At 67.2% G+C, this 22,799-nt stretch carries 18 protein-coding genes and 1 other RNA gene; 9 read left to right on the top strand and 10 right to left on the bottom strand.

Annotation, left to right across the window (positions count from 1 at the left end; translation table 11 throughout):
• Positions 1–8: 8 nt before the first annotated feature.
• The 6 genes from aroA to gyrA all read right to left on the bottom strand — a co-directional run bounded on the left by aroA (position 9) and on the right by gyrA (position 8,081).
• Positions 9–1,313, bottom strand: coding sequence for a 3-phosphoshikimate 1-carboxyvinyltransferase (gene aroA / locus GQ57_RS08840; RefSeq protein WP_034197656.1), 1,305 nt, complete (start codon positions 1,311–1,313; stop codon positions 9–11).
• Positions 1,314–1,326: 13 nt separating this feature from the next.
• A complete protein-coding gene (locus GQ57_RS08835) occupies positions 1,327–2,253 on the bottom strand; it encodes a prephenate dehydrogenase (protein ID WP_034197655.1) in 927 nt (308 codons plus the stop codon).
• 186 nt (positions 2,254–2,439) lie between these two features.
• Positions 2,440–3,522, bottom strand: a complete 1,083-nt coding sequence (pheA, locus tag GQ57_RS08830; protein ID WP_034197654.1) for a prephenate dehydratase — start codon at positions 3,520–3,522, stop codon at positions 2,440–2,442.
• Between the two features lie 33 nt (positions 3,523–3,555).
• On the bottom strand, positions 3,556–4,638 hold the full coding sequence (gene serC / locus GQ57_RS08825; RefSeq protein ID WP_034197653.1) for a 3-phosphoserine/phosphohydroxythreonine transaminase: 1,083 nt from the start codon (positions 4,636–4,638) through the stop codon (positions 3,556–3,558).
• 156 nt (positions 4,639–4,794) lie between these two features.
• Positions 4,795–5,394, bottom strand: coding sequence for a DUF2059 domain-containing protein (locus GQ57_RS08820; protein WP_011351329.1), 600 nt, complete (start codon positions 5,392–5,394; stop codon positions 4,795–4,797).
• A gap of 83 nt (positions 5,395–5,477) precedes the next feature.
• Positions 5,478–8,081: a DNA gyrase subunit A gene (gyrA, locus tag GQ57_RS08815; RefSeq protein ID WP_031402668.1), complete on the bottom strand. Its 2,604-nt coding sequence runs from the start codon at positions 8,079–8,081 to the stop codon at positions 5,478–5,480.
• A 537-nt stretch (positions 8,082–8,618) separates the two neighbouring features.
• On the opposite strand from gyrA, the gene ompA reads away from it, so the two are divergent.
• The 4 genes from ompA (at position 8,619) to ssrA (ending at position 11,260) form a co-directional block, all read left to right on the top strand.
• Positions 8,619–9,290: an outer membrane protein OmpA gene (ompA, locus tag GQ57_RS08810; RefSeq protein ID WP_031402669.1), complete on the top strand. Its 672-nt coding sequence runs from the start codon at positions 8,619–8,621 to the stop codon at positions 9,288–9,290.
• 154 nt (positions 9,291–9,444) lie between these two features.
• A complete protein-coding gene (ubiG, locus tag GQ57_RS08805; protein ID WP_031402670.1) occupies positions 9,445–10,143 on the top strand; it encodes a bifunctional 2-polyprenyl-6-hydroxyphenol methylase/3-demethylubiquinol 3-O-methyltransferase UbiG in 699 nt (232 codons plus the stop codon).
• Between the two features lie 13 nt (positions 10,144–10,156).
• Positions 10,157–10,873, top strand: coding sequence for a phosphoglycolate phosphatase (gene gph, locus GQ57_RS08800; protein WP_031402671.1), 717 nt, complete (start codon positions 10,157–10,159; stop codon positions 10,871–10,873).
• A gap of 17 nt (positions 10,874–10,890) precedes the next feature.
• Positions 10,891–11,260, top strand: a transfer-messenger RNA (tmRNA) gene (ssrA, locus tag GQ57_RS38475).
• Positions 11,261–11,528: 268 nt separating this feature from the next.
• On the opposite strand, the gene GQ57_RS08795 is transcribed toward ssrA, so the two are convergent.
• The 3 genes from GQ57_RS08795 to GQ57_RS08785 form a co-directional block, all read right to left on the bottom strand.
• Positions 11,529–11,882: a DUF4148 domain-containing protein gene (locus tag GQ57_RS08795; RefSeq protein ID WP_031402672.1), complete on the bottom strand. Its 354-nt coding sequence runs from the start codon at positions 11,880–11,882 to the stop codon at positions 11,529–11,531.
• 344 nt (positions 11,883–12,226) lie between these two features.
• Positions 12,227–12,496: a hypothetical protein gene (locus GQ57_RS08790; protein ID WP_031402673.1), complete on the bottom strand. Its 270-nt coding sequence runs from the start codon at positions 12,494–12,496 to the stop codon at positions 12,227–12,229.
• Positions 12,497–12,597: 101 nt separating this feature from the next.
• Positions 12,598–13,704, bottom strand: a complete 1,107-nt coding sequence (locus GQ57_RS08785) for a substrate-binding domain-containing protein (RefSeq protein ID WP_031402674.1) — start codon at positions 13,702–13,704, stop codon at positions 12,598–12,600.
• A gap of 131 nt (positions 13,705–13,835) precedes the next feature.
• On the opposite strand from GQ57_RS08785, the gene GQ57_RS08780 reads away from it, so the two are divergent.
• Genes GQ57_RS08780 through GQ57_RS08765 form a run of 4 tightly spaced genes read left to right on the top strand, consistent with a single transcriptional unit; the run spans position 13,836 to position 19,132 of the window.
• Positions 13,836–14,336 (top strand): NAD(P)H-dependent oxidoreductase subunit E, encoded by a 501-nt coding sequence (locus GQ57_RS08780; protein ID WP_034197652.1) that lies wholly within the window; start codon positions 13,836–13,838, stop codon positions 14,334–14,336.
• Positions 14,333–15,910, top strand: a complete 1,578-nt coding sequence (locus GQ57_RS08775) for a formate dehydrogenase beta subunit (protein WP_034197651.1) — start codon at positions 14,333–14,335, stop codon at positions 15,908–15,910. The genes GQ57_RS08780 and GQ57_RS08775 overlap by 4 nt, the downstream gene beginning before the upstream one ends.
• Positions 15,911–15,927: 17 nt before the next feature.
• The gene (gene fdhF, locus GQ57_RS08770; RefSeq protein ID WP_034197650.1) at positions 15,928–18,873 is read left to right on the top strand and encodes a formate dehydrogenase subunit alpha; all 2,946 of its coding nucleotides are present in this window, start codon (positions 15,928–15,930) and stop codon (positions 18,871–18,873) included.
• A 7-nt stretch (positions 18,874–18,880) separates the two neighbouring features.
• On the top strand, positions 18,881–19,132 hold the full coding sequence (locus GQ57_RS08765) for a formate dehydrogenase subunit delta (protein WP_031402678.1): 252 nt from the start codon (positions 18,881–18,883) through the stop codon (positions 19,130–19,132).
• An 8-nt stretch (positions 19,133–19,140) separates the two neighbouring features.
• Here the strand turns inward: GQ57_RS08765 and GQ57_RS08760 are convergent, their stop codons facing one another.
• Positions 19,141–20,787, bottom strand: coding sequence for an FAD-dependent monooxygenase (locus GQ57_RS08760; protein ID WP_034197649.1), 1,647 nt, complete (start codon positions 20,785–20,787; stop codon positions 19,141–19,143).
• A 130-nt stretch (positions 20,788–20,917) separates the two neighbouring features.
• Between GQ57_RS08760 and GQ57_RS08755 the strand changes: the two genes are divergently transcribed.
• Entirely contained in the window at positions 20,918–22,756 is a 1,839-nt protein-coding gene (locus GQ57_RS08755; protein WP_425322017.1) for a tetratricopeptide repeat protein, read from the top strand.
• Positions 22,757–22,799: the final 43 nt, after the last annotated feature.

Raw genomic sequence — 22,799 nt, 5'->3', positions numbered from 1 at the left:
CAGTCGGGTCAGGCTTTGGCGAGCGCGGCGAAGCGGTCGAAATAGTCGGGGAACGTCTTGCCGACGCACTTCGGATCGTTGATCCGCACGGGCACGCCGCCCAGGCTGACGAGCGAGAAGCACATCGCCATCCGGTGATCGTCGTACGTATCGATCGCCGCGTTCGGCGTGAGCTTGTGCGGCGGCGTGACGACGAGGTAGTCGGGGCCTTCCTCGACGGTGGCGCCGACCTTGCGCAGCTCGGTCGCCATCGCGGCGATGCGATCGGTTTCCTTCACGCGCCAGCTCGCGATGTTGCGCAGCGTGCTCGTGCCGTTCGCGAACAGCGCCGCGACCGCGATGGTCATCGCCGCGTCGGGGATCAGGTTGAAGTCCATGTCGATCGGCTCGAGCTTGCCGTGGTCGTGGCCGATGCCGCGCACGTCGATCCAGTCGTCGCCCATCGTCACGTTCGCACCCATCTGCATCAGCGCATTCGCGAAACCGACGTCGCCCTGGATGCTCGCGCGCCCCACGCCCTCGACACGCAGCGGGCCGCCGCCGAGCGCGCCGGCCGCGAGGAAGTACGAAGCGGACGACGCATCGCCCTCGACCATGATCCGCCCCGGCGAACGGTAGCGGACGCCGGCCGGCACGACGAAGCGCTGCCAGCCGTCGCGCTCGACGGTCACGCCGAAACGCTCCATCAACCGGATCGTGATGTCGATGTACGGCTTCGAAATCAACTCGCCGTCGACCTCGACGACGATCCTGCCGTCCTTCGCCTTCACCAGCGGCAGCGTCATCAGCAGCGCCGTGAGGAACTGGCTCGACACGTCGCCGCGCACGCGAATCGGTGCGTCGACGGCAATCGTCGCGGGCCTGATCCGCAGCGGCGGGTAGCCGTCGTTCAGCTCGTAGTCGATCTGCGCGCCGATCTGCCGCAGGCCGTCGACGAGATCGCCGATCGGCCGCTCGTGCATGCGCGGCACGCCGTGCACGCGATAGTCGCCGCCGTTCACCGCGAGCGCAGCGGTCAGCGGCCGCACGGCCGTGCCTGCGTTGCCGAGGAACAGGTCGGCCGTCTTCGCGGTGAATGCGCCGCGCGTGCCCGTGACGACACAGGTGTCGCCGTCGCGCGCGAGCTTCACGCCGAGCGTGCCGAGTGCGTCGAGCATCACGCGCGTGTCGTCGGAGTCGAGCAGGTTGGTGATCGTCGTTTCGCCTTCGGCCAGCGCCGCGAGCAGCAGCACGCGGTTCGAAATGCTCTTCGAGCCGGGCAGACGCACGGTGCCCGAAGCGCTGGTGTACGGGCCGAGATCGAGATAGTCCATGGGAATCGTCCTGTTATTTCTTGACCGGTTCGGCGGCGGGCTTGCCGCCGCGCTCCTGCCATGCCTTGCGCGCGGTGCGCGAGCGCGTGAACACGGCTTCGAGCGCCGCGCCGTCGCCGGCGTCGATCGCCGCGCGCAGCCGCGTGAGCACGCGCGTGTAGCCGTCGAGTTCGTCGAGCAGCGCCGCGCGGTTCGCGACGCACACGTCGCGCCACATTTCCGGGCTCGACGCCGCGATGCGCGTGAAATCGCGGAAGCCGCCCGCCGCGTACGAGAATTTCAGTTCCGCGTCGGCCTCGCCGAGGATCTGTTCGACGAGCGCGAACGACAGCACATGCGGCAGATGGCTGATCGACGCGAACACGCGATCGTGCTGCTCGGTGCTCATCGTGCGCACGTCTGCGCCGGTCGCGCGCCACATCGCCTCGATCCGCGCGACCGATTCGGGCGCGTTCTCCGGCAACGGGCACAGCACGACGTTGCGGCCGACGTACAGATCCGGCAACGCGGCCTCGACGCCGCTCGACTCGCGGCCGGCGATCGGATGACCCGGCACGAACTGTGCGATCCGCGCGCCGAGCGCTTCGCGCGCGGCCGCGACGACGTCGGACTTGGTGCTGCCCGCGTCGGTGACGATCGTTGCATCGGTGAGCCACGGCGCGATGCGCGCGAGCAGCGGCCCCGTCTGCGCGACGGGGGCGGCCAGCAGCACGAGATCGGCACCGGCCAACGCGTCGCTCAATTGCGCGTCGTCATCGAGCGCCGCCACGCGGTCGATCACGCCGAGCGCAAGCGCCCGGTCGACGGACGCACGGGAACGACCCACGCCGACGATCTCGCCCGCACCGCCCGGCGCGCGCTCGCGCAGCGCACGGGCCAGCGATCCGCCGATCAGGCCGACGCCGAGGATGACCAGTTTGTTGAATGCAAAGCCTGACACGACTAGAACCAAGTTACGCGCGCGGAACGACGCCCCGCGCACGGAATTCCAGATTTCGGGCAACGGGCCCGCACCCGGCGCGACCTGCGCCGGATACCGCCCGAACCCGCCTCCGGCAGCACCGACCGGCCTGCCTTGCCCGCACGGCCGCACCGCCCGCACGGGCAGGCGACGGGCCGCCGCGCATCAGCGTGCGCGCGGATACGAACCGAGTATCTTCAGGAACGCGGCCTTCTGGCCGAGTTCCGCAAGCGCGGCCGCGACCGCCGCATCGTCCCGGTGCCCTTCGATATCGATGTAGAAGTAGTACTCCCACGTGCCGATGCGCGCCGGACGCGACTCGAAGCGCGTCATCGACACGCCGTGCCGCGCCAGCGGCTCGAGCAGCTTGAACACGGCGCCCGGTTCGTTCTTCACCGACACGATCAGGGACGTCTGGTCGTGGCCGCTCGGCCCGGCCGGCTGCTTGCCGACGATCACGAAGCGCGTGCGGTTGTGCGGATCGTCCTGGATCAGCGAGAACGCGATCTGCAAGCCGTAGTGCGCGGCCGCGCGGTCGCCCGCGATCGCCGCGACGGTCGGATCGGCCGCCGCGAGACGCGCCGCCTCCGCGTTGCTCGCCACCGCCTGCCGCTCGAGTTGCGGCGCATTCGCCGCGAGCCACTGCTGGCATTGCGCAAGCGCCTGCGCATGCGCGCAGACGCGCTTCACGCCGTCGAGCGAGCCGCCCTGCGTGAGCAGGTTGTGATGGATGGGCAGCGCAAGCTCGCCGCTGATCAGCAGTTGCGTCTGCAGCAGCAGGTCGAGCGTGCGCGACACCGCACCTTCGGTCGAATTCTCGACCGGCGCGATGCCGAACGCCGACGCGCCGGCCTCGACCGAGCGGAACACTTCGTCGATCGACGGGCACGGCAATCCTTCGATCGACTGACCGAAATATTCGAGCATCGCCTGCTCGCTATACGTGCCCACCGGACCGAGGAACGCGACGTGGATCGTCTGCTCGAGCGCGCGGCTCGCCGCCATGATCTCGCGCCAGATCGCGCTGATGTGCTCGCTCGCGAGCGGCCCCGCGCTCATGTCCTGCAGCCGCGCGATCACCTGCAACTCGCGCTCGGGCCGGAACACCGGCGCGTTGAAATGCTTCTTGACCTCGCCCACCTCCAGCGCCACTGCGGCGCGCTGGTTCAGGAGCGCGATCAGTTGCGCGTCGATCGCGTCGATGCGATCGCGCAGCGGTTTCAGGCGGGAATTCAGTTCGTCGTCCATGCGTTTTGCCGTGCTGTTTGAACCGCGCCGCCGTCAGGCGCCGCGCTGCTCGAAGTCCTTCATGTACTCGACGAGCGCTTTCACGCCCTCGAGCGGCACCGCGTTGTAGATCGACGCCCGCATGCCGCCGACGGACTTGTGGCCCTTCAGCTGCAGCAGCCCGCGCGCCTTTGCGCCGGCAAGGAAGTCTTCGTTGCGCGCTTCGTCGGCCAGGAAAAACGGCACGTTCATCCGTGAACGCGCTGCCGGCTCGACCTTGTTCAGATAAAAACCGCTCGCATCGATCGTGTCGTAGAGCAGCTTCGCTTTTTCGATATTGCGTGCCTCGATCGCTTCGAGGCCGCCCTGCCGCTTCAGCCACTGGAACACGAGGCCCGCGATGTAGATCGCGTAGGTGGGCGGCGTGTTGTACAGCGAATTGTTCTCGGCGATGGTCTTCCATTCGAACGCGGACGGGCAGATCGACAGCGCACGATCGAGCAGGTCCTCGCGCACGATCACGAGCGTCACGCCGGCCATCCCGATGTTCTTCTGCGCGCCGCCGAACAGCACGCCGTATTTCGCGACGTCCATCGGGCGCGACAGGATGTGCGACGAGACGTCCGCGACCAGCGGCACGTCGCCGAGATCGGGGATCTCGAACGTCTCGACGCCGTCGATCGTCTCGTTGGTACACAGATGCACGTAGGCCGGATCGTCCGACAGCTGCCATTCGGCGCGCGCGGGCGCGCGCGTGAAGCCGTCTTCCGTCTTGCCGGTCGCGGCGAGATGCGGCGTGCCGTACCGCTTCGCCTCGTTGAACGATTTCTGCGACCACGAGCCCGTCACGACGAAGTCGGCCGTCTTGCGCGAGCCGAGCAGGTTCATCGGCACGATCGCGTTTTCCGCGATACCGCCGCCCTGCAGGAACAGGATCCGGTGGCTCGCCGGCACGCCGAGCAGGTCGCGCAGGTCGGCCAGCGCAGCCTCGTGGATCGACATGAATTCCTTGCCGCGATGGCTCATCTCCATCACGCTCATGCCGCTGCCGTGCCAGTCGAGCATCTCGTCGGCGGCCTGCCGCAGCACTTCCTCGGGCATCGCCGCGGGGCCGGCGGAGAAATTAAAGACGCGCATCGTGAAAACCTCGGAAGGGACGCGACCGGCTTGCCGCCGGCGGAACGCGCCAGAAAAGAAATGGCCGCTTGCGCTCGCGCGCAAACGGCCATTATCGCACTGTCGTCAGGCTCCCGCCAAACCCGGCCGAACGGCCGGGAGCGTGCCCGGACGGCTTTACTTGCCCGGCTTGACTGCTGCGACTTCCTTGTCAGCCTGCGTACGCGTTGCCTGGATCGCTTGCGGCATGTACTTCTGCATCAGGCCGTTGACCACGTCGCGGCCGACCTGATCCTGAACCTGGATGAACTTGCGGCCCGTCGGGCTCTTGTAGAACGTCGTCAGATCCTTGATTTCCGACGTGCTGTAGTACTTTGCGTACGCATCGTACTGAGCCGACATCGCGTCGTTCTGGAACTGCTGCGTGCCGAACACCTTGCCCGCGCCGTCGACCAGCTTCGGCACGGCGTTCTTCTGCAGCGTCGGAACGGCAGCCTGCTTCTGCTTGTCGTTCAGCGTCTTGTTTTCCGACAGCGCGTCCGACAGGATCGCCGGCACGAGTTGCTTGGCCTGCATTTCGGCGCTGTTGCCGATTGCCGACACGAGCTTCGGCGCGTCGATCGCGTCGAGCAGATCCTTGATCGCCGCCTTCTTGTCAGCGTCGATCGGCGCAGCTGCCGCCGGCGCAGCAGGTGCGGAATTCGACAGCGCCTGCGCCATCGCGAACGTCGGCACCAGTGCAGCCAGCAGGACCAGTTGCTTGAATTGCTTTTGCATCATCACTCCCTTTTGGAAATTTGAATGGTTGCTCACCGGCCGCGGCGCTTTTCGCCCGCGGCGGCCAGAGTCTCATCCGTTCTTCAGGCTTCGCCGTCCGACGCCTCGTCGGCCTCGCCATCGCCCTCTTCCGCCTCCGCGATCTGCTGCAGGCCGGAGAGCTTGGTACCCTCATCGAGACTGATGAGTGTAACACCTTGCGTGGCCCGTCCCATCTCGCGGATCTCCGATACACGGGTGCGTATCAACACGCCCGCCGTCGTGATCAGCATGATCTGATCCTCGGCATCCACGAGCGTCGCGGCCACGACCTTGCCGTTGCGCTCGGACGTCTGGATCGCGATCATACCCTTCGTGCCGCGCCCGTGGCGGGTGTACTCGGTGATCGGCGTGCGCTTGCCGTAACCGTTCTCGGTCGCGGTAAGCACCGTCTGCTCCTCGCTGCCGGCAACCAGCAGCGCGATGACCTGCTGCCCGTCCTCGAGCTGCATGCCGCGCACGCCGCGCGCCTCGCGGCCCATCGGACGCACGTCGTTCTCGTCGAAGCGCACGGCCTTGCCGGCGTCGGAGAACAGCATCACGTCGTGTGCGCCGTCGGTGATCGACGCCCCAATCAGGAAATCGCCGTCGTCGAGACCGACCGCGATGATGCCCTTCTTCATCGGACGGCTGAATGCCTCGAGCGGCGTCTTCTTCACGGTGCCGAGCGACGTCGCCATGAACACGAACTTGTCGGCCGAGAATTCCTTGACCGGCAGCACGACGTTGATCTTCTCGCCTTCCTGCAGCGGGAACATGTTGACGATCGGGCGGCCGCGCGAGTTGCGCGAGCCCTGCGGCACTTCGTAGACCTTGACCCAGTACACGCGGCCGCGGTTCGAGAAGCACAGGATGTAGTCGTGCGTGTTCGCGATGAACAGCGTTTCGATCCAGTCGTCTTCCTTCATCTGCGTCGCCTGCTTGCCGCGCCCGCCGCGCTTCTGCGCGCGGTACTCGGACAGCGGCTGCGACTTCACGTAGCCCGCGTGCGACATCGTGACGACCATGTCCTGCGGCGTGATCAGGTCTTCCGTATTCAGCTCGGTCGCGTTCAGCTCGATCTTCGAGCGGCGCGCGTCGCCGAATTCGGCCTTCACCGTGGCCAGCTCCTCGCCGATCATCGTCGTGATCCGCTCGGGGCGTGCGAGGATGTCCAGCAGGTCGGCGATCTGCGCCATCACTTCGCGGTATTCACCGATGATCTTGTCCTGCTCGAGGCCGGTCAGGCGCTGCAGGCGCATCTGCAGGATTTCCTGGGCCTGCGTGTCGGACAGGCGGTACAGCCCGTCGCCCTGCATCCCGAATGCGGGGTTCAGGCCTTCCGGACGATACGCGGCGCCGCCGCCGGCCGTCGCGTTCTCGGCCTCGGCGCGCGTCAGCATCTCGCGCACGAGCGACGAATCCCACGACTTCGCCATCAACTCCTGCTTCGCGATCGGCGGCGTCGGCGCGGCCTTGATGATCGCGATGAACTCGTCGATGTTGGCGAGCGCGACCGCGAGACCTTCGAGCACGTGGCCGCGTTCGCGGGCCTTGCGCAGTTCGTAGATCGTGCGGCGCGTCAGCACTTCGCGTCGGTGCGACAGGAAGCACTGCAGGATTTCCTTCAGGTTCAGCAGCTTCGGCTGGCCGTCGACGAGCGCGACCATGTTCATGCCGAACGTATCCTGGAGCTGGGTCGCCTTGTACAGGTTGTTCAGCACCACTTCCGGCACTTCGCCGCGCTTGAGCTCGATCACGACGCGCATGCCGCTCTTGTCGGACTCGTCGCGGATGTCGGAAATGCCCTCGAGCTTCTTCTCGTTGACCAACTCGGCGATCCGCTCGAGCAGCGAGCGCTTGTTCACCTGGTACGGCAGCTCGTCGACGATGATCGCCATCCGCTGACCGCGGTCGATCTCCTCGAAGTGCGTGGCCGCGCGCATCACGACGCGCCCGCGCCCGGTGCGGTAGCCGTCGCGCACGCCGGCGACGCCGTAGATGATGCCGGCCGTCGGGAAATCCGGCGCCGGGATGATCTCGATCAGCTCGTCGATCGTCGCTTCCGGGTTGCCCAGCAGGTGCTGGCACGCGTCGACGACTTCGTTCAGGTTGTGCGGCGGGATGTTGGTCGCCATGCCGACCGCAATGCCCGACGAACCGTTGATCAGCAGGTTCGGGATGCGCGACGGCAGGACCGACGGCTGCGTTTCGTTGCCGTCGTAGTTCGGCTCGAAATCGACCGTTTCCTTGTCGATGTCGGCGAGCAGCTCGTGGCCGATCTTCGCCATGCGAATTTCGGTGTAACGCATCGCGGCGGCATTGTCGCCATCGATGGAGCCGAAGTTGCCTTGCCCGTCGACCAGCATGTAGCGCAGCGAGAAATCCTGCGCCATCCGCACGATCGTGTCGTAGACCGCGGTATCGCCGTGAGGGTGATACTTACCGATCACGTCGCCGACGATACGCGCCGACTTCTTGTACGCACGGTTCCAGTCGTTGTTCAGTTCGTGCATCGCGAACAACACGCGCCGGTGCACGGGTTTCAGGCCATCGCGGACATCCGGGAGGGCACGTCCGACGATCACGCTCATCGCGTAATCGAGATACGAACGGCGCATTTCCTCCTCTAGGGAGGTGGGCAGGGTCTCTTTGGCGAATTGATCCATGTATCCGTATCGTTTCGGAGCGAAGACGGCGAACGCCTTTCGCGTGGGCGCTGCATGCGCAACGCAACGCGAGATTCTAACATGCGCCCATCCACCGCCAATTCGCCGCCCCCTCTATATGTAAACAGCAAAAATTGCGGCGGCGCCGAACCCGCGGAATCGCGCACCCCGATTCCCCCGCGACCCGGCGTCGCAGGAAATTCCCCAGCCGTTTCGCACGCACAAGTAAACAGCCTGGCTCATTCGCGCAATTTCGCCACCCCACTCTTGACAATCTCTGAAAGTTACGGCAGGCCGGTGTTGCGCATGCACCACAAAGTTGAAGCGATCTTAGGGTGGGGAGGATTTTTTTTCGTAGGAGGGGAACGATATGGCAAAATGCCAACGCACTGAAAGTTAGACGCTGCTCGAAGTCTACACAGAGCGGTGCCGCGTTTTTTGTGCCGCACCAATGTTATACTTCGAGCAATGTATGACTTGTCACCGTCAACAAGCTCGCAGTAAACCTGCGGTAATCTCAATTTCGAGAGGAGAAATATGAATAAACTTTCAAAGCTCGCGTTCATTGCAGCTACCGCAGTTATGGCTGCATCCGCTTCGGCACAGTCGGTCCCGGCATCGCGTCAAGCCGTCAATGACAACTGGGTGAACGGCACGGGCGAATGGGTGTGGATGAACGGTACGAACGAGCTCTGCTGGCGTGATGCCTTCTGGACGCCGGCCACCGCCAACGCAAAGTGCGATGGCGCGCTGGTCGCCCAGGCACCGCAGCCGCCGGTCGCTCCTCAGGTCGCTCCGGTGATCTCGAGCCAGAAGATCACGTATCAAGCTGACGCACTGTTCGACTTCGACAAGGCAACGCTCAAGCCGCTGGGCAAGCAAAAGCTGGACGAACTGGCTGCGAAGATCGAAGGCATGAACACGGAAGTGGTCGTCGCAACGGGCTACACGGACCGCATCGGTTCGGACAAGTACAACGACCGTCTGTCGCTGCGCCGTGCGCAAGCCGTCAAGTCCTACCTGGTCAGCAAGGGTGTGCCGGCCAACAAGATCTACACGGAAGGCAAGGGCAAGCGCAACCCGGTTACGACGGGCTGCAACCAGAAGAACCGCAAGCAACTCATCGCGTGCCTCGCACCGGACCGCCGCGTGGAAGTCGAAGTGGTTGGTACGCAAGAAGTCCAGAAGACGACCGTTCCGGCAAACTAAGCCGCGGTTTTCGACTGCTTCAAAGCCCCGCTCCGGCGGGGCTTTTTCTTTGACGCCCGTCCGGGCGCACGCCGCTTCGCCGCTCGTCCGCTTCTTATATACTCGGGGCTGACGAAACGCAGCACCGCCCTCCTCCCGTAGCCCGCTTGCCGACATGACCAACGCCGATCCGCACGAACTCCAGAAATTCAGCGACCTCGCCCATCGGTGGTGGGATCCGAATGCCGAATTCAAGCCGCTGCACGACCTGAACCCGGTCCGACTCGGCTGGATCGACGCGCATGCGCATCTGGCCGGCAAGCGCGCGCTCGATATCGGGTGCGGCGGCGGCATCCTGTCCGAATCGATGGCCGGACTCGGCGCCCAGGTGAAGGGCATCGACCTGTCGACCGAGGCGCTCGGCGTCGCGGATCTGCACAGCCTCGAAAGCGGCATCTCGGTGGACTACGAGGCGATCGCCGCCGAAGCGATCGCCGCGCGCGAACCGGGCAGCTACGATGTCGTCACGTGCATGGAAATGCTCGAGCACGTGCCGTCGCCCGCCGGTGTCGTATCCGCCTGCGCGACGCTCGTGAAGCCGGGCGGCTGGGTGTTCTTCTCGACCCTGAACCGCAACCTGAAGTCGTATCTGTTCGCGGTCATCGGCGCGGAGTACATCGCGCAAATGCTGCCGAAGGGCACGCACGACTACGCGCGCTTCATCCGCCCGTCGGAACTGGCCGGCTTCGTGCGCGCGACGGATCTGCACGTGGTGGAGATCAAGGGCATCACGTATCACCCGATCGGCAAGCGCTTCGCGCTGTCGAACGACACCGACATCAACTATCTCGTCGCGTGCCGCCGCGGCGCGTGACCCTCAGACCGGCATGACGACTCCCCTCTCGACCGCGCGGGCCGTACTCGACGAACCGCGCCTGCTGCACTGCGATGCCGTGCTGTTCGATCTGGACGGCACGCTCGCCGACACGGCGCCCGATCTCGCGGCGGCCGTCAACAAGATGCAGCGCGTGCGCGATCTGCCCGAGACACCGCTCGACGTGCTGCGCCCGCTGGCCTCGGCCGGCGCGCGCGGCCTGCTCGGCGGCGCGTTCGGCATCGATCCGCACACGCCCGGCTATGAAGCGATGCGCGACGAGTTCCTGGCCAACTATGCGTCGGATCTGTGCGTGCATACGACGCTGTTCCCCGGCATCGGCGACGTGCTCGACGAACTCGATGCGCGCGGCGTACGCTGGGGCATCGTCACGAACAAGGCGATGCGACTCACGGCGCCGCTCGTCGGTCTGCTCGGCCTCGCGCCGCGCGCTGCCTGCGTCGTCGGGGGCGATACGACGCCGCATCCGAAGCCGCATCCGGCCCCGCTGCTGCATGCAGCCGGGCAGCTGACGCTCGCGCCCGCGCGTATCGTCTACGTCGGCGACGACCTGCGCGACATTCAGGCCGGCAGCGCTGCCGGCATGGCAACGGTTGCGGCCGCTTACGGCTACTGCGGCGACGGCGCCGCGCCGGCCGACTGGCAAGCCCAGCATCTGGTCGACACGACGCAGCAACTACGCGACCTGCTGCGCGATGTTGGGCTATAATGATCGATCTTATCCGCGGGGGCGACCTGGTTTCGACAGGGGTTGTGAAGCGGCTAGGGCATGTCGAGGACCCGTCACCTCGTTAATCAATGGGAAAATCGTAACTGCAAACGACGATACGTTCGCACTGGCAGCCTAAGGGCCGCCGTCCTCTGCCTAGTTCACTGACGGGCTAGTGTCGCAAGACCGGTAGCAATACCGCCAGAGGTCATTTACGTCAGTTAAGCCCTGTCGGCGTCGCGACGCCAGGGTCGAAAATCTAGCGAATCGCCGTAGTGCAGCGTGTTCGTCCGCGTCGCTGCGGTTAAATCAAAAGACCGAACTAAACATGTAGAACTAGTCGTGGAGCGCTTCTGGACGCGGGTTCGATTCCCGCCGCCTCCACCAAATTCCGCGCTAGCCGCACGAACCCCGCATGACGCAAGTCTGCGGGGTTTTTTGTTGCCGGCGATACCACGCCCCTCTCCTTCCGAAAAAGCGCCCAGCCACGGGCGGGCCGGGCGGAATGCCACCGGCGTACCGGCGACAGGAGGTTCAGGTGTTCTGCCGCGCCCGCGCATTCATCGATCACACCGGGCGGCGGCCGGCCCGGCGCGCAAGCCCGGCGCGACGCTTCGTCGCACCCGGTGCTCCCGCATGCCGGGCGGAGCGCGGTTTAGCTGCCGCGATACAGCGACTTCATTTCTTCGGCGCTGGCCGGACGCACGCCCATTGCACGTGAACCCGACGCCGACGCACCCTGCACCTGTGCGCCGTACCCGCTGACATCGGCGCCTTGCGACTGCGCCAGCGCGGCACGCTGCTGCTCCGCGACACGGGCAGTTGCCGCCTGGATCGCTTCCGGATAGTGCGGATCTTCACCGCGAGCGGAGTTGTAACCGGCCTGCTGCAGTTGAACCAGTTCGGCACGAACCTGTGCGCGGGTGATCGTCGAACCCGACTGGGCGAACGACACGACCGGGGCAACAAGGGCAGCAGCAACAACGACGGCTTGAACGAGCGACTTCATGATGACCTACCTCCAGATTTGTCTGTGTTTGCGGTGAACACCTTGTTCAGCGCTGACAACCCGAAGTTTATGTAGGCGGGTGCTTAAGAATAAGGCAGGTTTCTGGAAGGCATTCTTCCTGATTTACGGGTTAACCCTAGACCATCCGTCCGGCCGGTGACGAGCCCGTACGAGCATCGTCCCGGACCGGACCGCACGCGGCTCGCATGAAAGCAAAAGCCCCGCGAAGCGGCAACGCTTCGCGGGGCTCGAACGGCGCGGGATCGTGTGCGGCGCCTTCCGCGCCGCAGGTCAGTCGGTCAGGCCGGAACGGGTCCGCATCGGCCCGTCGAACCGGCACGGCGTTACTGGCTGTCCATCGGGCACTTCAGGTTGCAGCCGTTCGGATCGCCCATGTCGCCCTTGCGGCGCAACGCCGACTTCTTGCCGCTCTGGTATTTCTGCGACGGCGCCGACGCGGCGAACGGCATCTGCGGATGCTCGTTCAGGCGAAACTGATCGCTCAGGATGCCGCCGGGGACACCGGGGGAATTCTGCGCGAACGCAAACGGCGAAACAGCGGCCAGTAGCCCCGCGGTCAACGCTGCCGCGGCGAGGGGAACGGAAAATTTCATGGCGGGATGACGCTTGAACGGCGTACCTGTCGAAACGTTGATCAAGCGGCAAGCGTAGCGCAAAACCCTCGCTGCTGCATTGCGGGTCAATCGTGTCCCGGTTACCGGGAATTGCCGCCGGGCACGCCCGCGCCGTCGCCACCGGCCAGGCCTGTCGCGACGCTCGTGAGCGTTCCGCATGCGCCCGGGTCATAGCCGTCCAGATGGGCGACGCGCTCGACGAAGCGCGGGTCGCGCAACAGCGCGAGCACGGCAGCCAGCGGCCGTGCGTCGAGCCGCGCGCGTTCGCACGCGAAGTAATAGTCTTCGTCGACGACCGGGATGAAATCGAGCCCGAAATGATGGGCGGCCGGCTCGACGCCGAAGCCGAGATCGGCCATTCCGCTCGCGACGAACGCCGCGATCGCCGAATGCGTGAGCTCGGCCGACGCATAGCCGTCGATACGCTCGGGGTCGATGCCGATCGCGCGCAGCGCGAGATCGAGCAGCATGCGCGTGCCGGACCCCGGCTGGCGATTGACGAAACGGATGTCGCTGCGCGCGAGATCCGCGAGCCCGCGTACCTGCTTCGGGTTGCCGCGCGGCACGAACAGCCCCTGCTGACGGCGCGTCAGGTGGATCAGCACGTGGCGCGTGTCGTCGAGCCACGGCCGGTAGATCTGCGCGCACTGCGCGCGAAACGCGCCGCGCGGCAGATGGAAGCCGGCCAGGTCGCATTCGCCACGGGCAAGGGCCTGCACGGCCTCGACGCTCTCGCGATACTTGATGTCGACGGCCGCCTGCGCATCGACGAGCGCGGAAACGAGCGTCGCAACCGCATAGCCGTGCGACGCGTGAATGCGCACGGCGCCGTCGCGCCGCGCAAGCCGCCGGTTCAGATCGCTCGCCACTTCGGCCGCCAGCGTGCGCAGGTTCCCGTCGAGCCGGTCACGCGCGAGGCGCTGCGCATCGACGACCGCCTGCCCGAGTGCCGACAGCGTCGACCCCTTGCCCCGCGCGGTTTCGATCAGCTCGCCGCCGATACACGCCTCGAGCGCACGCAGCATGCCCCATGCATGCCGGTAGGACAGCCCTTTCGCTTGCGCGGCCTGTGCAATGCTGCCCGTGTCGGCCACGAGTTCCAGCAACGGCGCGACGTCGGACAGGCTCGCCGTGCGGCCTTCCGTGTCGCGCACGGTCAGATACGCGTCGCATTCGATGCGAATCAATTATGCACTCCGATTTCCTATTGCGACCGCCAGATCTTCCGCTTATCGTTGGTCAAAATCAATCAAAACAAAGCCACGATGCGCACTATATGAATTGTCAGCGCATATGAGACTTTGGAGGAGCACAACCGATGTCCCCGAATTCCCATGCGCCCGACGCGCTCGTCGAGCGCCATGCGCGCGCCGGACGGTCGCTCGTGGCGATTCTGCACGCGATCCAGGACGACGCGGGCTACGTGCCGCCGGGCTGCGTCGCCCCGCTCGCCAGGGCGTTGAACCTGTCGCGCGCGGAAGTGCACGGCGTGCTGACCTACTACCACCACTTCCGTACCGCGCCGCCCGCACGGGTCACGATCCGGATGTGCCGCGCCGAAGCGTGCCGCAGCATGGGCTGCGAGGCGCTGGCCGCCCATGCGGAAGCCCGCACCGGCTGCCGGTTCGACGCGGCGCACGGCGACGATGCCGACACGCACGCGCCCGGCGACGTCGCGCTCGAATCGGTCTATTGCCTCGGGCTGTGCGCGCAGTCGCCGTCGCTGACGATCAACGACGTGCTGCATGCGAAGGTCACGCCGGAGACATTCGACGCGCTGCTGGCCGACGCCGTCGCCCGCACCCCGGAGGCCGCATGACGACCCGCATCTACGTTCCCCGCGATTCGTCCGCCCTCGCACTCGGCGCCGACGCACTGGCCGCCGCGATCGCGGCGGAAGCCGGACGGCGCGGCATCGCCGTCGAGCTGGTGCGCAACGGTTCGCGCGGGCTGCTATGGCTCGAACCGCTCGTCGAGATCGGCACGGCCGCCGGCCGAATCGGCTATGCGAACCTGTCGGCCGCCGACGTGCCGGCCCTGTTCGATGCGAACTGGCTCGACGGCGGCGCACATCCGAGCGGGGTCGGCCTCGTCGACGCGCTGCCCTATCTCGCGCGCCAGCAACGTCTCACGTTCGCGCGCATCGGCCTGACCGATCCGCTGTCGATCGACGACTATCTGCAACACGAGGGCCTTGCCGGCCTGAAGCAGGCGCTGGCACTGGACGGCGATGCCGCGTGCGAAACGCTGATCGAGTCGGGGCTGCGCGGACGCGGCGGCGCGGCGTTTCCGGCCGGCATCAAGTGGCGCACGGTCCGGCATGCGTCCGCCGCGCAGAAATACATCGTCTGCAATGCCGACGAAGGCGATTCGGGCACGTTTTCCGACCGCCTGCTCATGGAATGCGATCCGTACTGCCTGATCGAGGGGATGATCATCGCGGGCATCTCGACAGGCGCGACGGTCGGCTACATCTACGTGCGCAGCGAATATCCGCACGCAATCGCCACGCTCGAAGCCGCGATCGTCCGCGCGCGCGCCGCCGGCTGGCTCGGCGAACACGTGCTCGGCTCCGCGCATGCGTTCGAGTTGCATGTCGCGAAAGGCGCGGGCGCGTACGTATGCGGCGAGGAAACGGCGCTGCTCGAATCGCTCGAGGGCAAGCGCGGCGTCGTGCGCGCGAAACCGCCACTGCCCGCGCTCGCCGGCCTGTTCGGCCAGCCGACCGTCATCAACAACGTCATCACGCTCGCGACGGCGCCCGTGATCTTCGCGCGCGGCGCCGCGTTCTATCGCGACTACGGGATGGGCCGCTCGCGCGGCACGCTGCCGTTCCAGCTCGCGGGCAACATTCGCCACGGCGGCCTCGTCGAACTCGCGTTCGGCGTCACGCTGCGCACGCTGCTGTTCGACTTCGGCGGCGGCACCGCGAGCGGCCGGCCCGCCCGCGCCGCGCAGGTCGGCGGCCCGCTCGGCACCTATCTGCCCGATCACCAGTGGGACATCCCGCTCGACTACGAAGCGTATGCGGCGATCGGCGCGGTAGTCGGCCACGGCGGCATCGTGCTGCACGACGACACGTCGAACCTCGCCGAGCTGGCCGAATATGCGATGAAGTTCTGCGCGATCGAATCGTGCGGCAAGTGCACGCCGTGCCGGATCGGCTCGACGCGCGGCGTCGAGACGATCGCTCGCATCCGCCACGGCGACACGTCCGAGCGACAGGTCACGCTGCTGCGCGACCTGTGCGACACGATGCTGGCCGGTTCGCTGTGCGCGATGGGCGGAATGACGCCTTATCCGGTGCTGTCCGCGCTCGACCATTTCCCCGAAGATTTCGGGCTCGCCGCCGGCCAGCATGCCGCGTCGGGCCCGGTCAAGGCTGCGGCCTGACCCAGAAGGAGCCCTGCATGTCCCTCGACACGAACAACGTCCGCCAAGGCGGCTGCGGCTCGGGCCAATGCGCGTGCAAGAGCGCCGCCCAGGCGCGTGCCCGCGATCCGCTCGACGATACCGACTACGGCACGCCGCAACGGCATGCCGATACCGACGTCACGCTCGACATCGACGGCCGGCCGGTGACGGTGCCGGCCGGCACGTCGGTGATGCGCGCGGCGATCGAAGCCGGCGTCAACGTGCCGAAGCTCTGCGCGACCGATTCGCTCGAGCCGTTCGGCTCGTGCCGGCTGTGCCTCGTCGAGATCGAAGGCCGGCGCGGCTATCCGGCATCGTGCACGACGCCGGCCGAAGCGGGCATGAAGGTGCGCACGCAGTCCGACCGGCTGCAGTCGCTGCGTCGCAACGTGATGGAGCTGTACATCTCCGACCATCCGCTCGACTGCCTCACCTGCCCGGCGAACGGCGATTGCGAACTGCAGGACATGGCGGGCGTCGTCGGCCTGCGGGGAGTGCGTTACGGCTTCGACGGCGCGAACCATCTGCAGGACAAGAAGGACGAGTCGAATCCGTACTTCACGTACGATCCGTCGAAATGCATCGTCTGCAACCGCTGCGTGCGCGCCTGCGAGGAAACGCAAGGCACGTTCGCGCTGACGATCGCCTCGCGCGGCTTCGCCTCGCGCGTCGCCGCGGGTGAGAGCGAATCGTTCATGGCGTCGGAATGCGTGTCGTGCGGCGCCTGTGTCGCGGCATGTCCGACCGCCACGCTGCAGGAGAAATCGGTCGTCCGGCTCGGTCAGGCCGAACACTCGGTCGTCACGACCTGCGCGTATTGCGGCGTCGGTTGCTCGTTCGAGGCCGAGATGAAGGGCACGCAGGTCGTACGCATGACGCCGCACAAGAACGGCCTCGCGAACGAAGGTCATGCGTGCGTGAAGGGACGCTTCGCATGGGGCTATGCAACGCACAAGGACCGCATCACGAAGCCGATGATCCGCGAGAAGATCACCGACCCGTGGCGCGAAGTCAGCTGGGACGAAGCGCTGACCTACGCGGCAACGCAGTTCCGCAAGCTGCAGCAGAAGTACGGCCGCGATTCGATCGGCGGCATCACGTCGTCGCGCTGCACGAACGAGGAAACCTACCTCGTGCAGAAGCTGGTGCGCGCCGCGTTCGGCAACAACAACGTCGACACCTGCGCACGCGTATGTCATTCGCCGACCGGCTACGGCCTGAAGACAACCCTCGGCGAATCGGCCGGCACGCAGACCTTCGCATCGGTCGGCCAGGCCGACGTGATCGTCGTGATGGGGGCGAACCCGACCGACGGCCACCCGGTGTTCGGCTCGCGGCTGAAGCGACGCGTGCGCGAAGGCGCGAAGCTGATCGTGATCGACCCGCGCCGCATCGACGTCGTCGACGGCCCGCACGTGAAGGCCACGCACCACCTGCAGCTGCGCCCCGGCACCAACGTCGCGATCGTCAACGCGCTCGCGCACGTGATCGTCACCGAGGGGCTCGTCGCGCAGGAATTCGTCGCCGAACGCTGCGAGACACGCGCGTTCGAGCAATGGCGCGACTTCGTGTCGCGCGCCGACAATTCGCCCGAGGCGACCGAACACGTGACGGGCGTACCGGCCGGGCTGGTGCGCTCCGCCGCGCGCCTCTATGCAACGGGCGGCAACGCGGCGATCTACTACGGCCTGGGCGTGACCGAGCACGCGCAGGGCTCGACGACGGTGATGGGCATCGCGAACCTCGCGATGGCGACCGGCAACGTCGGCCGCGAAGGCGTCGGCGTCAATCCGCTGCGCGGCCAGAACAACGTGCAGGGCTCGTGCGACATGGGTTCGTTCCCGCACGAACTGCCCGGCTACCGTCACATCGGCGACGCAGGCGTGCGTGCACTGTTCGAGGATGCATGGTCGGCAAAACTGCAGCCGGAACCCGGCCTGCGCATTCCGAACATGTTCGATGCGGCGCTCGACGGCAGCTTCAAGGGTCTCTACTGCCAGGGCGAGGACATCGTCCAGTCGGATCCGAACACGCAGCACGTCGCGGCCGCGTTGTCGGCGATGGAGTGCATCGTCGTTCAGGACATCTTCCTGAACGAGACGGCGAAATACGCGCACGTGCTGCTGCCCGGCTCGTCGTTCCTCGAAAAGGACGGCACGTTCACGAACGCGGAACGCCGCATCTCGCGCGTGCGCAAGGTCATGCCGCCGCTCGCCGGCTACGCGGACTGGGAAGTCACGCTGATGCTGTCGCGTGCGCTCGGCTACGAGATGGACTACGCGCATCCATCGGAAATCATGGACGAGATCGCCCGGCTCACGCCGACCTTCTCGGGCGTGTCGTACGCGAAGCTCGATGCGCTCGGCAGCATCCAGTGGCCGTGCAACGAGCACGCGCCGGAAGGCACGCCGACGATGCATATCGACGGCTTCGTGCGCGGCAAGGGCCGGTTCGTGATCACGCAGTTCATCGCATCGCCGGAGAAGGTCACGCCGCGCTATCCGCTGATCCTGACGACCGGCCGCATCCTGTCGCAGTACAACGTCGGCGCGCAGACGCGCCGCACCGAGAACGTCCGCTGGCATGAAGAGGATCGCCTCGAGATCCATCCTCACGATGCACAGGATCGCGGCATCCGCAGCGGAGACTGGGTCGGCATCGAATCCCGCGCGGGACAGACGGTACTGCGCGCGCTCGTGACCGAACGCATGCAGCCCGGCGTCGTGTACACGACGTTCCACTTCCCCGAATCGGGCGCGAACGTGATCACGACGGACAGCTCCGACTGGGCGACGAACTGCCCCGAGTACAAGGTGACGGCCGTGCAGGTGCTGCCGGTCGCGCAACCGTCCGATTGGCAGCGTGCGTATGCGCGCTTCAACGCCGAACAGCTCGACCTGCACGAGCGCCGTGCGGCCGCTGCCGCGACGACCGGCAAGTGAGGACGCGATGGACAACGGACACCTGATCGACATGGCCAACCAGATCGGCGCATTCTTCGAATCGATGCCCGACCGCGACGAAGCGCTGGCCGGCATTGCCGACCATATCCGGCGCTTCTGGGAGCCGCGGATGCGCCGCGCGCTCCTCGCCGCGCTCGACGATCCGTCGTGCGAAGCCGCGCAGCGCGCGGCGCCGATCCTGCGCGACGCGATCGCCGTGCACGGCAAATCGCTCGCCCCCGCCGCGACGAACGCCTGAGCGCGCGGCTACGCGGACCGCGACCGGCCCGCGAACCAGCCTTCGCAGTGGCGCAGCAGCGCGTTCGCGTCGGTCGCCGTGCGCCCGCGCACGGCGACATATCCGTCGGGACGCAGCAGATAAAACGACGGCCGCGAACGGCCGTATTCCTGTGCAAGCCCGGCGTCGCCGTTGCCTGCGGCATCGGTGACGCGCCAGGTGCGCACCGCATCCGGCATGATCCGTTCGAGCCCCTGCACGAGTTCCCGCGCGTCCGCCGCCATCGGCGGCACGTCGCCGGCATCGGCATCCGGCGGCTCCTCCAGCAGCAGCAGCGTGAAGCTCGCCGGATCGTGAAGGTCGTATAACCGCGCCGTTCCGGGCGCCCGGCCGAGCGGCCCGTCGAGCACATGCAGCAGCGCGTCGGGCGCACGTTCGCCGGCGCGCGGCCCGCCGTCGAGCACGCGCTCCAGCGTGAGCGGACTCTTCCGGTACTGCACGCCGAGTTCGCTGACCGTGCGCCGGACCGCGTCGCGCATCGGCCCGAACGACGCCAGCAGCGGCACGACATGATCGCGCAGCAGCTTCATCGCGCCGCGCTCGGCTTCGACGATCTGCGTGACGAAACCGGTCTGCCGCAACACGTCGCGCTCGATCGGATGACGCTCCGCGTGATACGTGTCGAGCAGCCGCTCGGGCGTGCCCGCACCGAGCACGCGCGCAAGCTTCCAGCCGAGATTGAACGCCTCCTGGATGCCGGTGTTCATGCCCTGCGCGCCGGCCGGGCTGTGGACGTGCGCGGCGTCGCCCGCGAAGAACACGCGGCCGTGACGCAGCCGGTCGACCATCCTGCTGTGCAGGCGGAAATAGGCCGACCAGGTGAGATCGCTCGGCGAGATCGACGCGCCGGCACGGGCACGCACGATGGCGTCGCACTCCGCGAGCGACGGCGTCGGCGCATCGGGCGACGCGTCGCTGCCGGGCGGGCGATCGGCGACGAGCCGGTAACGGCCGCCCCCCATCGGGAACACGCCGGCCATGCCTTCGGGCGTCGTGAACAGGTGGATCTCTTCGTCCGGCCAGTCGGGGATCGCGGAGAAATCGGCAAGCAGGAAGGTCTGCTCGAATGCGTGCCCGGCGAAACCGAGGCCAAGCAGGTGCCTGACCGTGCTGTGCGCGCCGTCGGCGGCGACCAGGTACGACGGCGCGAACGATTCGTCCCGGCCGTCGGCGCAACGGATCGAGACGTCGAGCGATCCACCGCCCGCCTCGCACGCGGTGAGCGTCGCGCCACGCTCGACGCTCACGCCGAGCCCGGCGAGGTGTTCGGCGAGCAGGCGCTCGGTGATGCTCTGGTCGAGAAACAGCAGATAGGGATAGCGCGTTTGCAGCGGATCGAAATCGAGCCGCGCGATCACGCGGCCGTCGGCATGCAGCGCGGCCGCATGCGCTCGATGGCCGAGCGCGAGGAACGGCTCGACCGCACGATGCTGCTCCAGCAGTTCGAGCGTGCGCGCCTGGATGCCGATCGCACGCGAATACGGCGCGGGCGCGGCCAGCCGGTCGATGATGCGCACCGGCACGCGGGCACGCGCGAGGCTCATCGCCGCGGCGAGACCGGTCGGCCCCGCGCCGACAATCAGCACGGGCGGGATATCGGGCAGTGTGTCAGCCATGAGAACCTCGATGACACGCGACCCTGCAAGTCTACGCCGCTCCGCGTGACGGGGCCATATGCCAGCGGGCCGACACGCGGCTCTGCCGCGCAGTATGGGAAAATACGCGCTTTCCGTCAGTTTTCGCGTCATGGATTCCGCATTCGACCGGGCGTATGCCGCACACCGCGCGGGCCGCCTCGCCGAGGCCGAGCACGGCTATCGCAACGCGCTCGCCTCCAACCCCGCCGACGCCGACGCGCTGCATCTGTTCGGCGTGCTGCGGCACCAGCAGGGCCAGCACGCCGAAGCGGCCGATCTCGTCGGCCGCGCCGTCGCGTTGCGGCCGGGCGATGCCGCGCTGCAGCTCAATCTGGGCAACGCGCTGAAAGCGCTCGGCCGGCTCGACGAGGCGATCGACCGTTTCCGCAACGCGCTGACGCTCGCGCCCGAATTTCCGCTCGCGCACTACAACCTCGGCAACGCGTATGCGGCACTGCAGCGTCACGACGATGCGATCGACGCATTCGGCCGCGCGCTGCGGCTCACGCCCGACGACGCATCGATCCACAACAATCTCGGCAACGCGCTAAACGCGCTCGGCCGCCACGACGACGCGCTCGTCGCATTCCGTCGCGCGCTCGAATTGCGGCCGGGCCATGCGGGCGCGCACAACAACCTCGCGATGGCGCTGAACGCGATGGGCCGCGCCGACGACGCGATCGCGCACTTCCAGGCCGCGATCGCCGCGCAGCCGCGCTTCGTCGCCGCCCATTTCAATCTCGGCAACACGTTCGATGCGCTCGGCCGGCATGCCGAGGCGGCCGCCGCGTTCGAAACCGCGCTCGCGCTGCATCCGCCGTTTCCGCTCGCGCTGTTCGGCCTCGCGAACGCCCTGTGCGCGCAGGCACGCCACCGCGACGCGCTGCCCTACTACGAGCGCGCAGTCGGTCTCGATCCGTCGTTCGGCCTCGCTTGGCTGAACCTCGGCAACGCCCATCACGCGCTCTGCGCGCACGAGATGGCGCTGCGCGCATTCGACCAGGCACTGCGCGTCGCACCCGATCTCACGCTGGCGCGGCTGCACCGCGCGGTCACGCTGCTGACGCTGCGCGACTTCACGCGCGGCCTGCCCGCCTACGAGGCACGTCACGACACGCCGGGCGCGACGCCGCTCGGCACGCTGCCGCGCTGGCAAGGCGAGCCTATCGCATCACGCACGCTGCTGATCCGCGCGGAACAGGGGTTCGGCGACACGCTGCAGTTCGTCCGCTTCGTGCCGCTCGCGCGCGCACGCTGCGCGCGTGTCGTGCTCGAAGTCCAGCCGGAACTCGTTGCGCTGCTGGCGCCGGCCGCCTCGCGCTGGCGCGTGACGCTCGCCGCGCAGGGAGCCGCGAAGCAACCGGCGGCGGATGTCGCCTGCACGCTGATGAGCCTGCCATTCCTGCTCGGGATGCAGCCGGACGACATCGTCGCGGCCTCGCGCTACCTCGATGCCCCCGACGGCGCCCGCCGGCGCTTTCGGGGCTCGCTCGGCGGCCAGTCCAGGCGCAAGTTCGGCCTCGCGTGGTCGGGGCGCCGGCAGGCGCAGGAAAACCGCTCGATGCCGTTCGATGCGCTCGCGCCGCTGCTCGCGCTGCCGGACATCGACTGGATCGTCCTGCAGCCGGCACTCGACGACGACGAGCGCGCGCGCGTCGACGCGCATCCGCGCGTACACCGGCTCGACGGCCGGCTGAACGACTTTGCCGATACGGCCGCGCTGATCGAGCGGCTCGACGGCGTCGTCACGATCGATACGGCGGTCGCGCACCTCGCTGGTGCGCTCGGCAAGCCGTTGTGGGTCATGCTGCCGTTCGCGCCGGACTGGCGATGGTTTACCGGCGGCGACTGCCCGTGGTATCCGCAGGCCCGGCTCGCCCGCCAGCCGGCCCCCGGCGCATGGCTCGACGTGGCGGCCACGGTCGCCGGCGCATTGCGCGAAGCCTGAGCGCAGACGAACAAAGGGAGCGCGGCGCGCTCCCTTTGTTCAC

Origin of the sequence: Burkholderia sp. MSh2, from assembly GCF_000731655.1 — a bacterium.
Lineage (GTDB): Bacteria > Pseudomonadota > Gammaproteobacteria > Burkholderiales > Burkholderiaceae > Burkholderia > Burkholderia paludis.
Note: the sequence above shows the minus strand (reverse complement) of the source record. Positions and strands in the feature narration are given on the sequence as shown.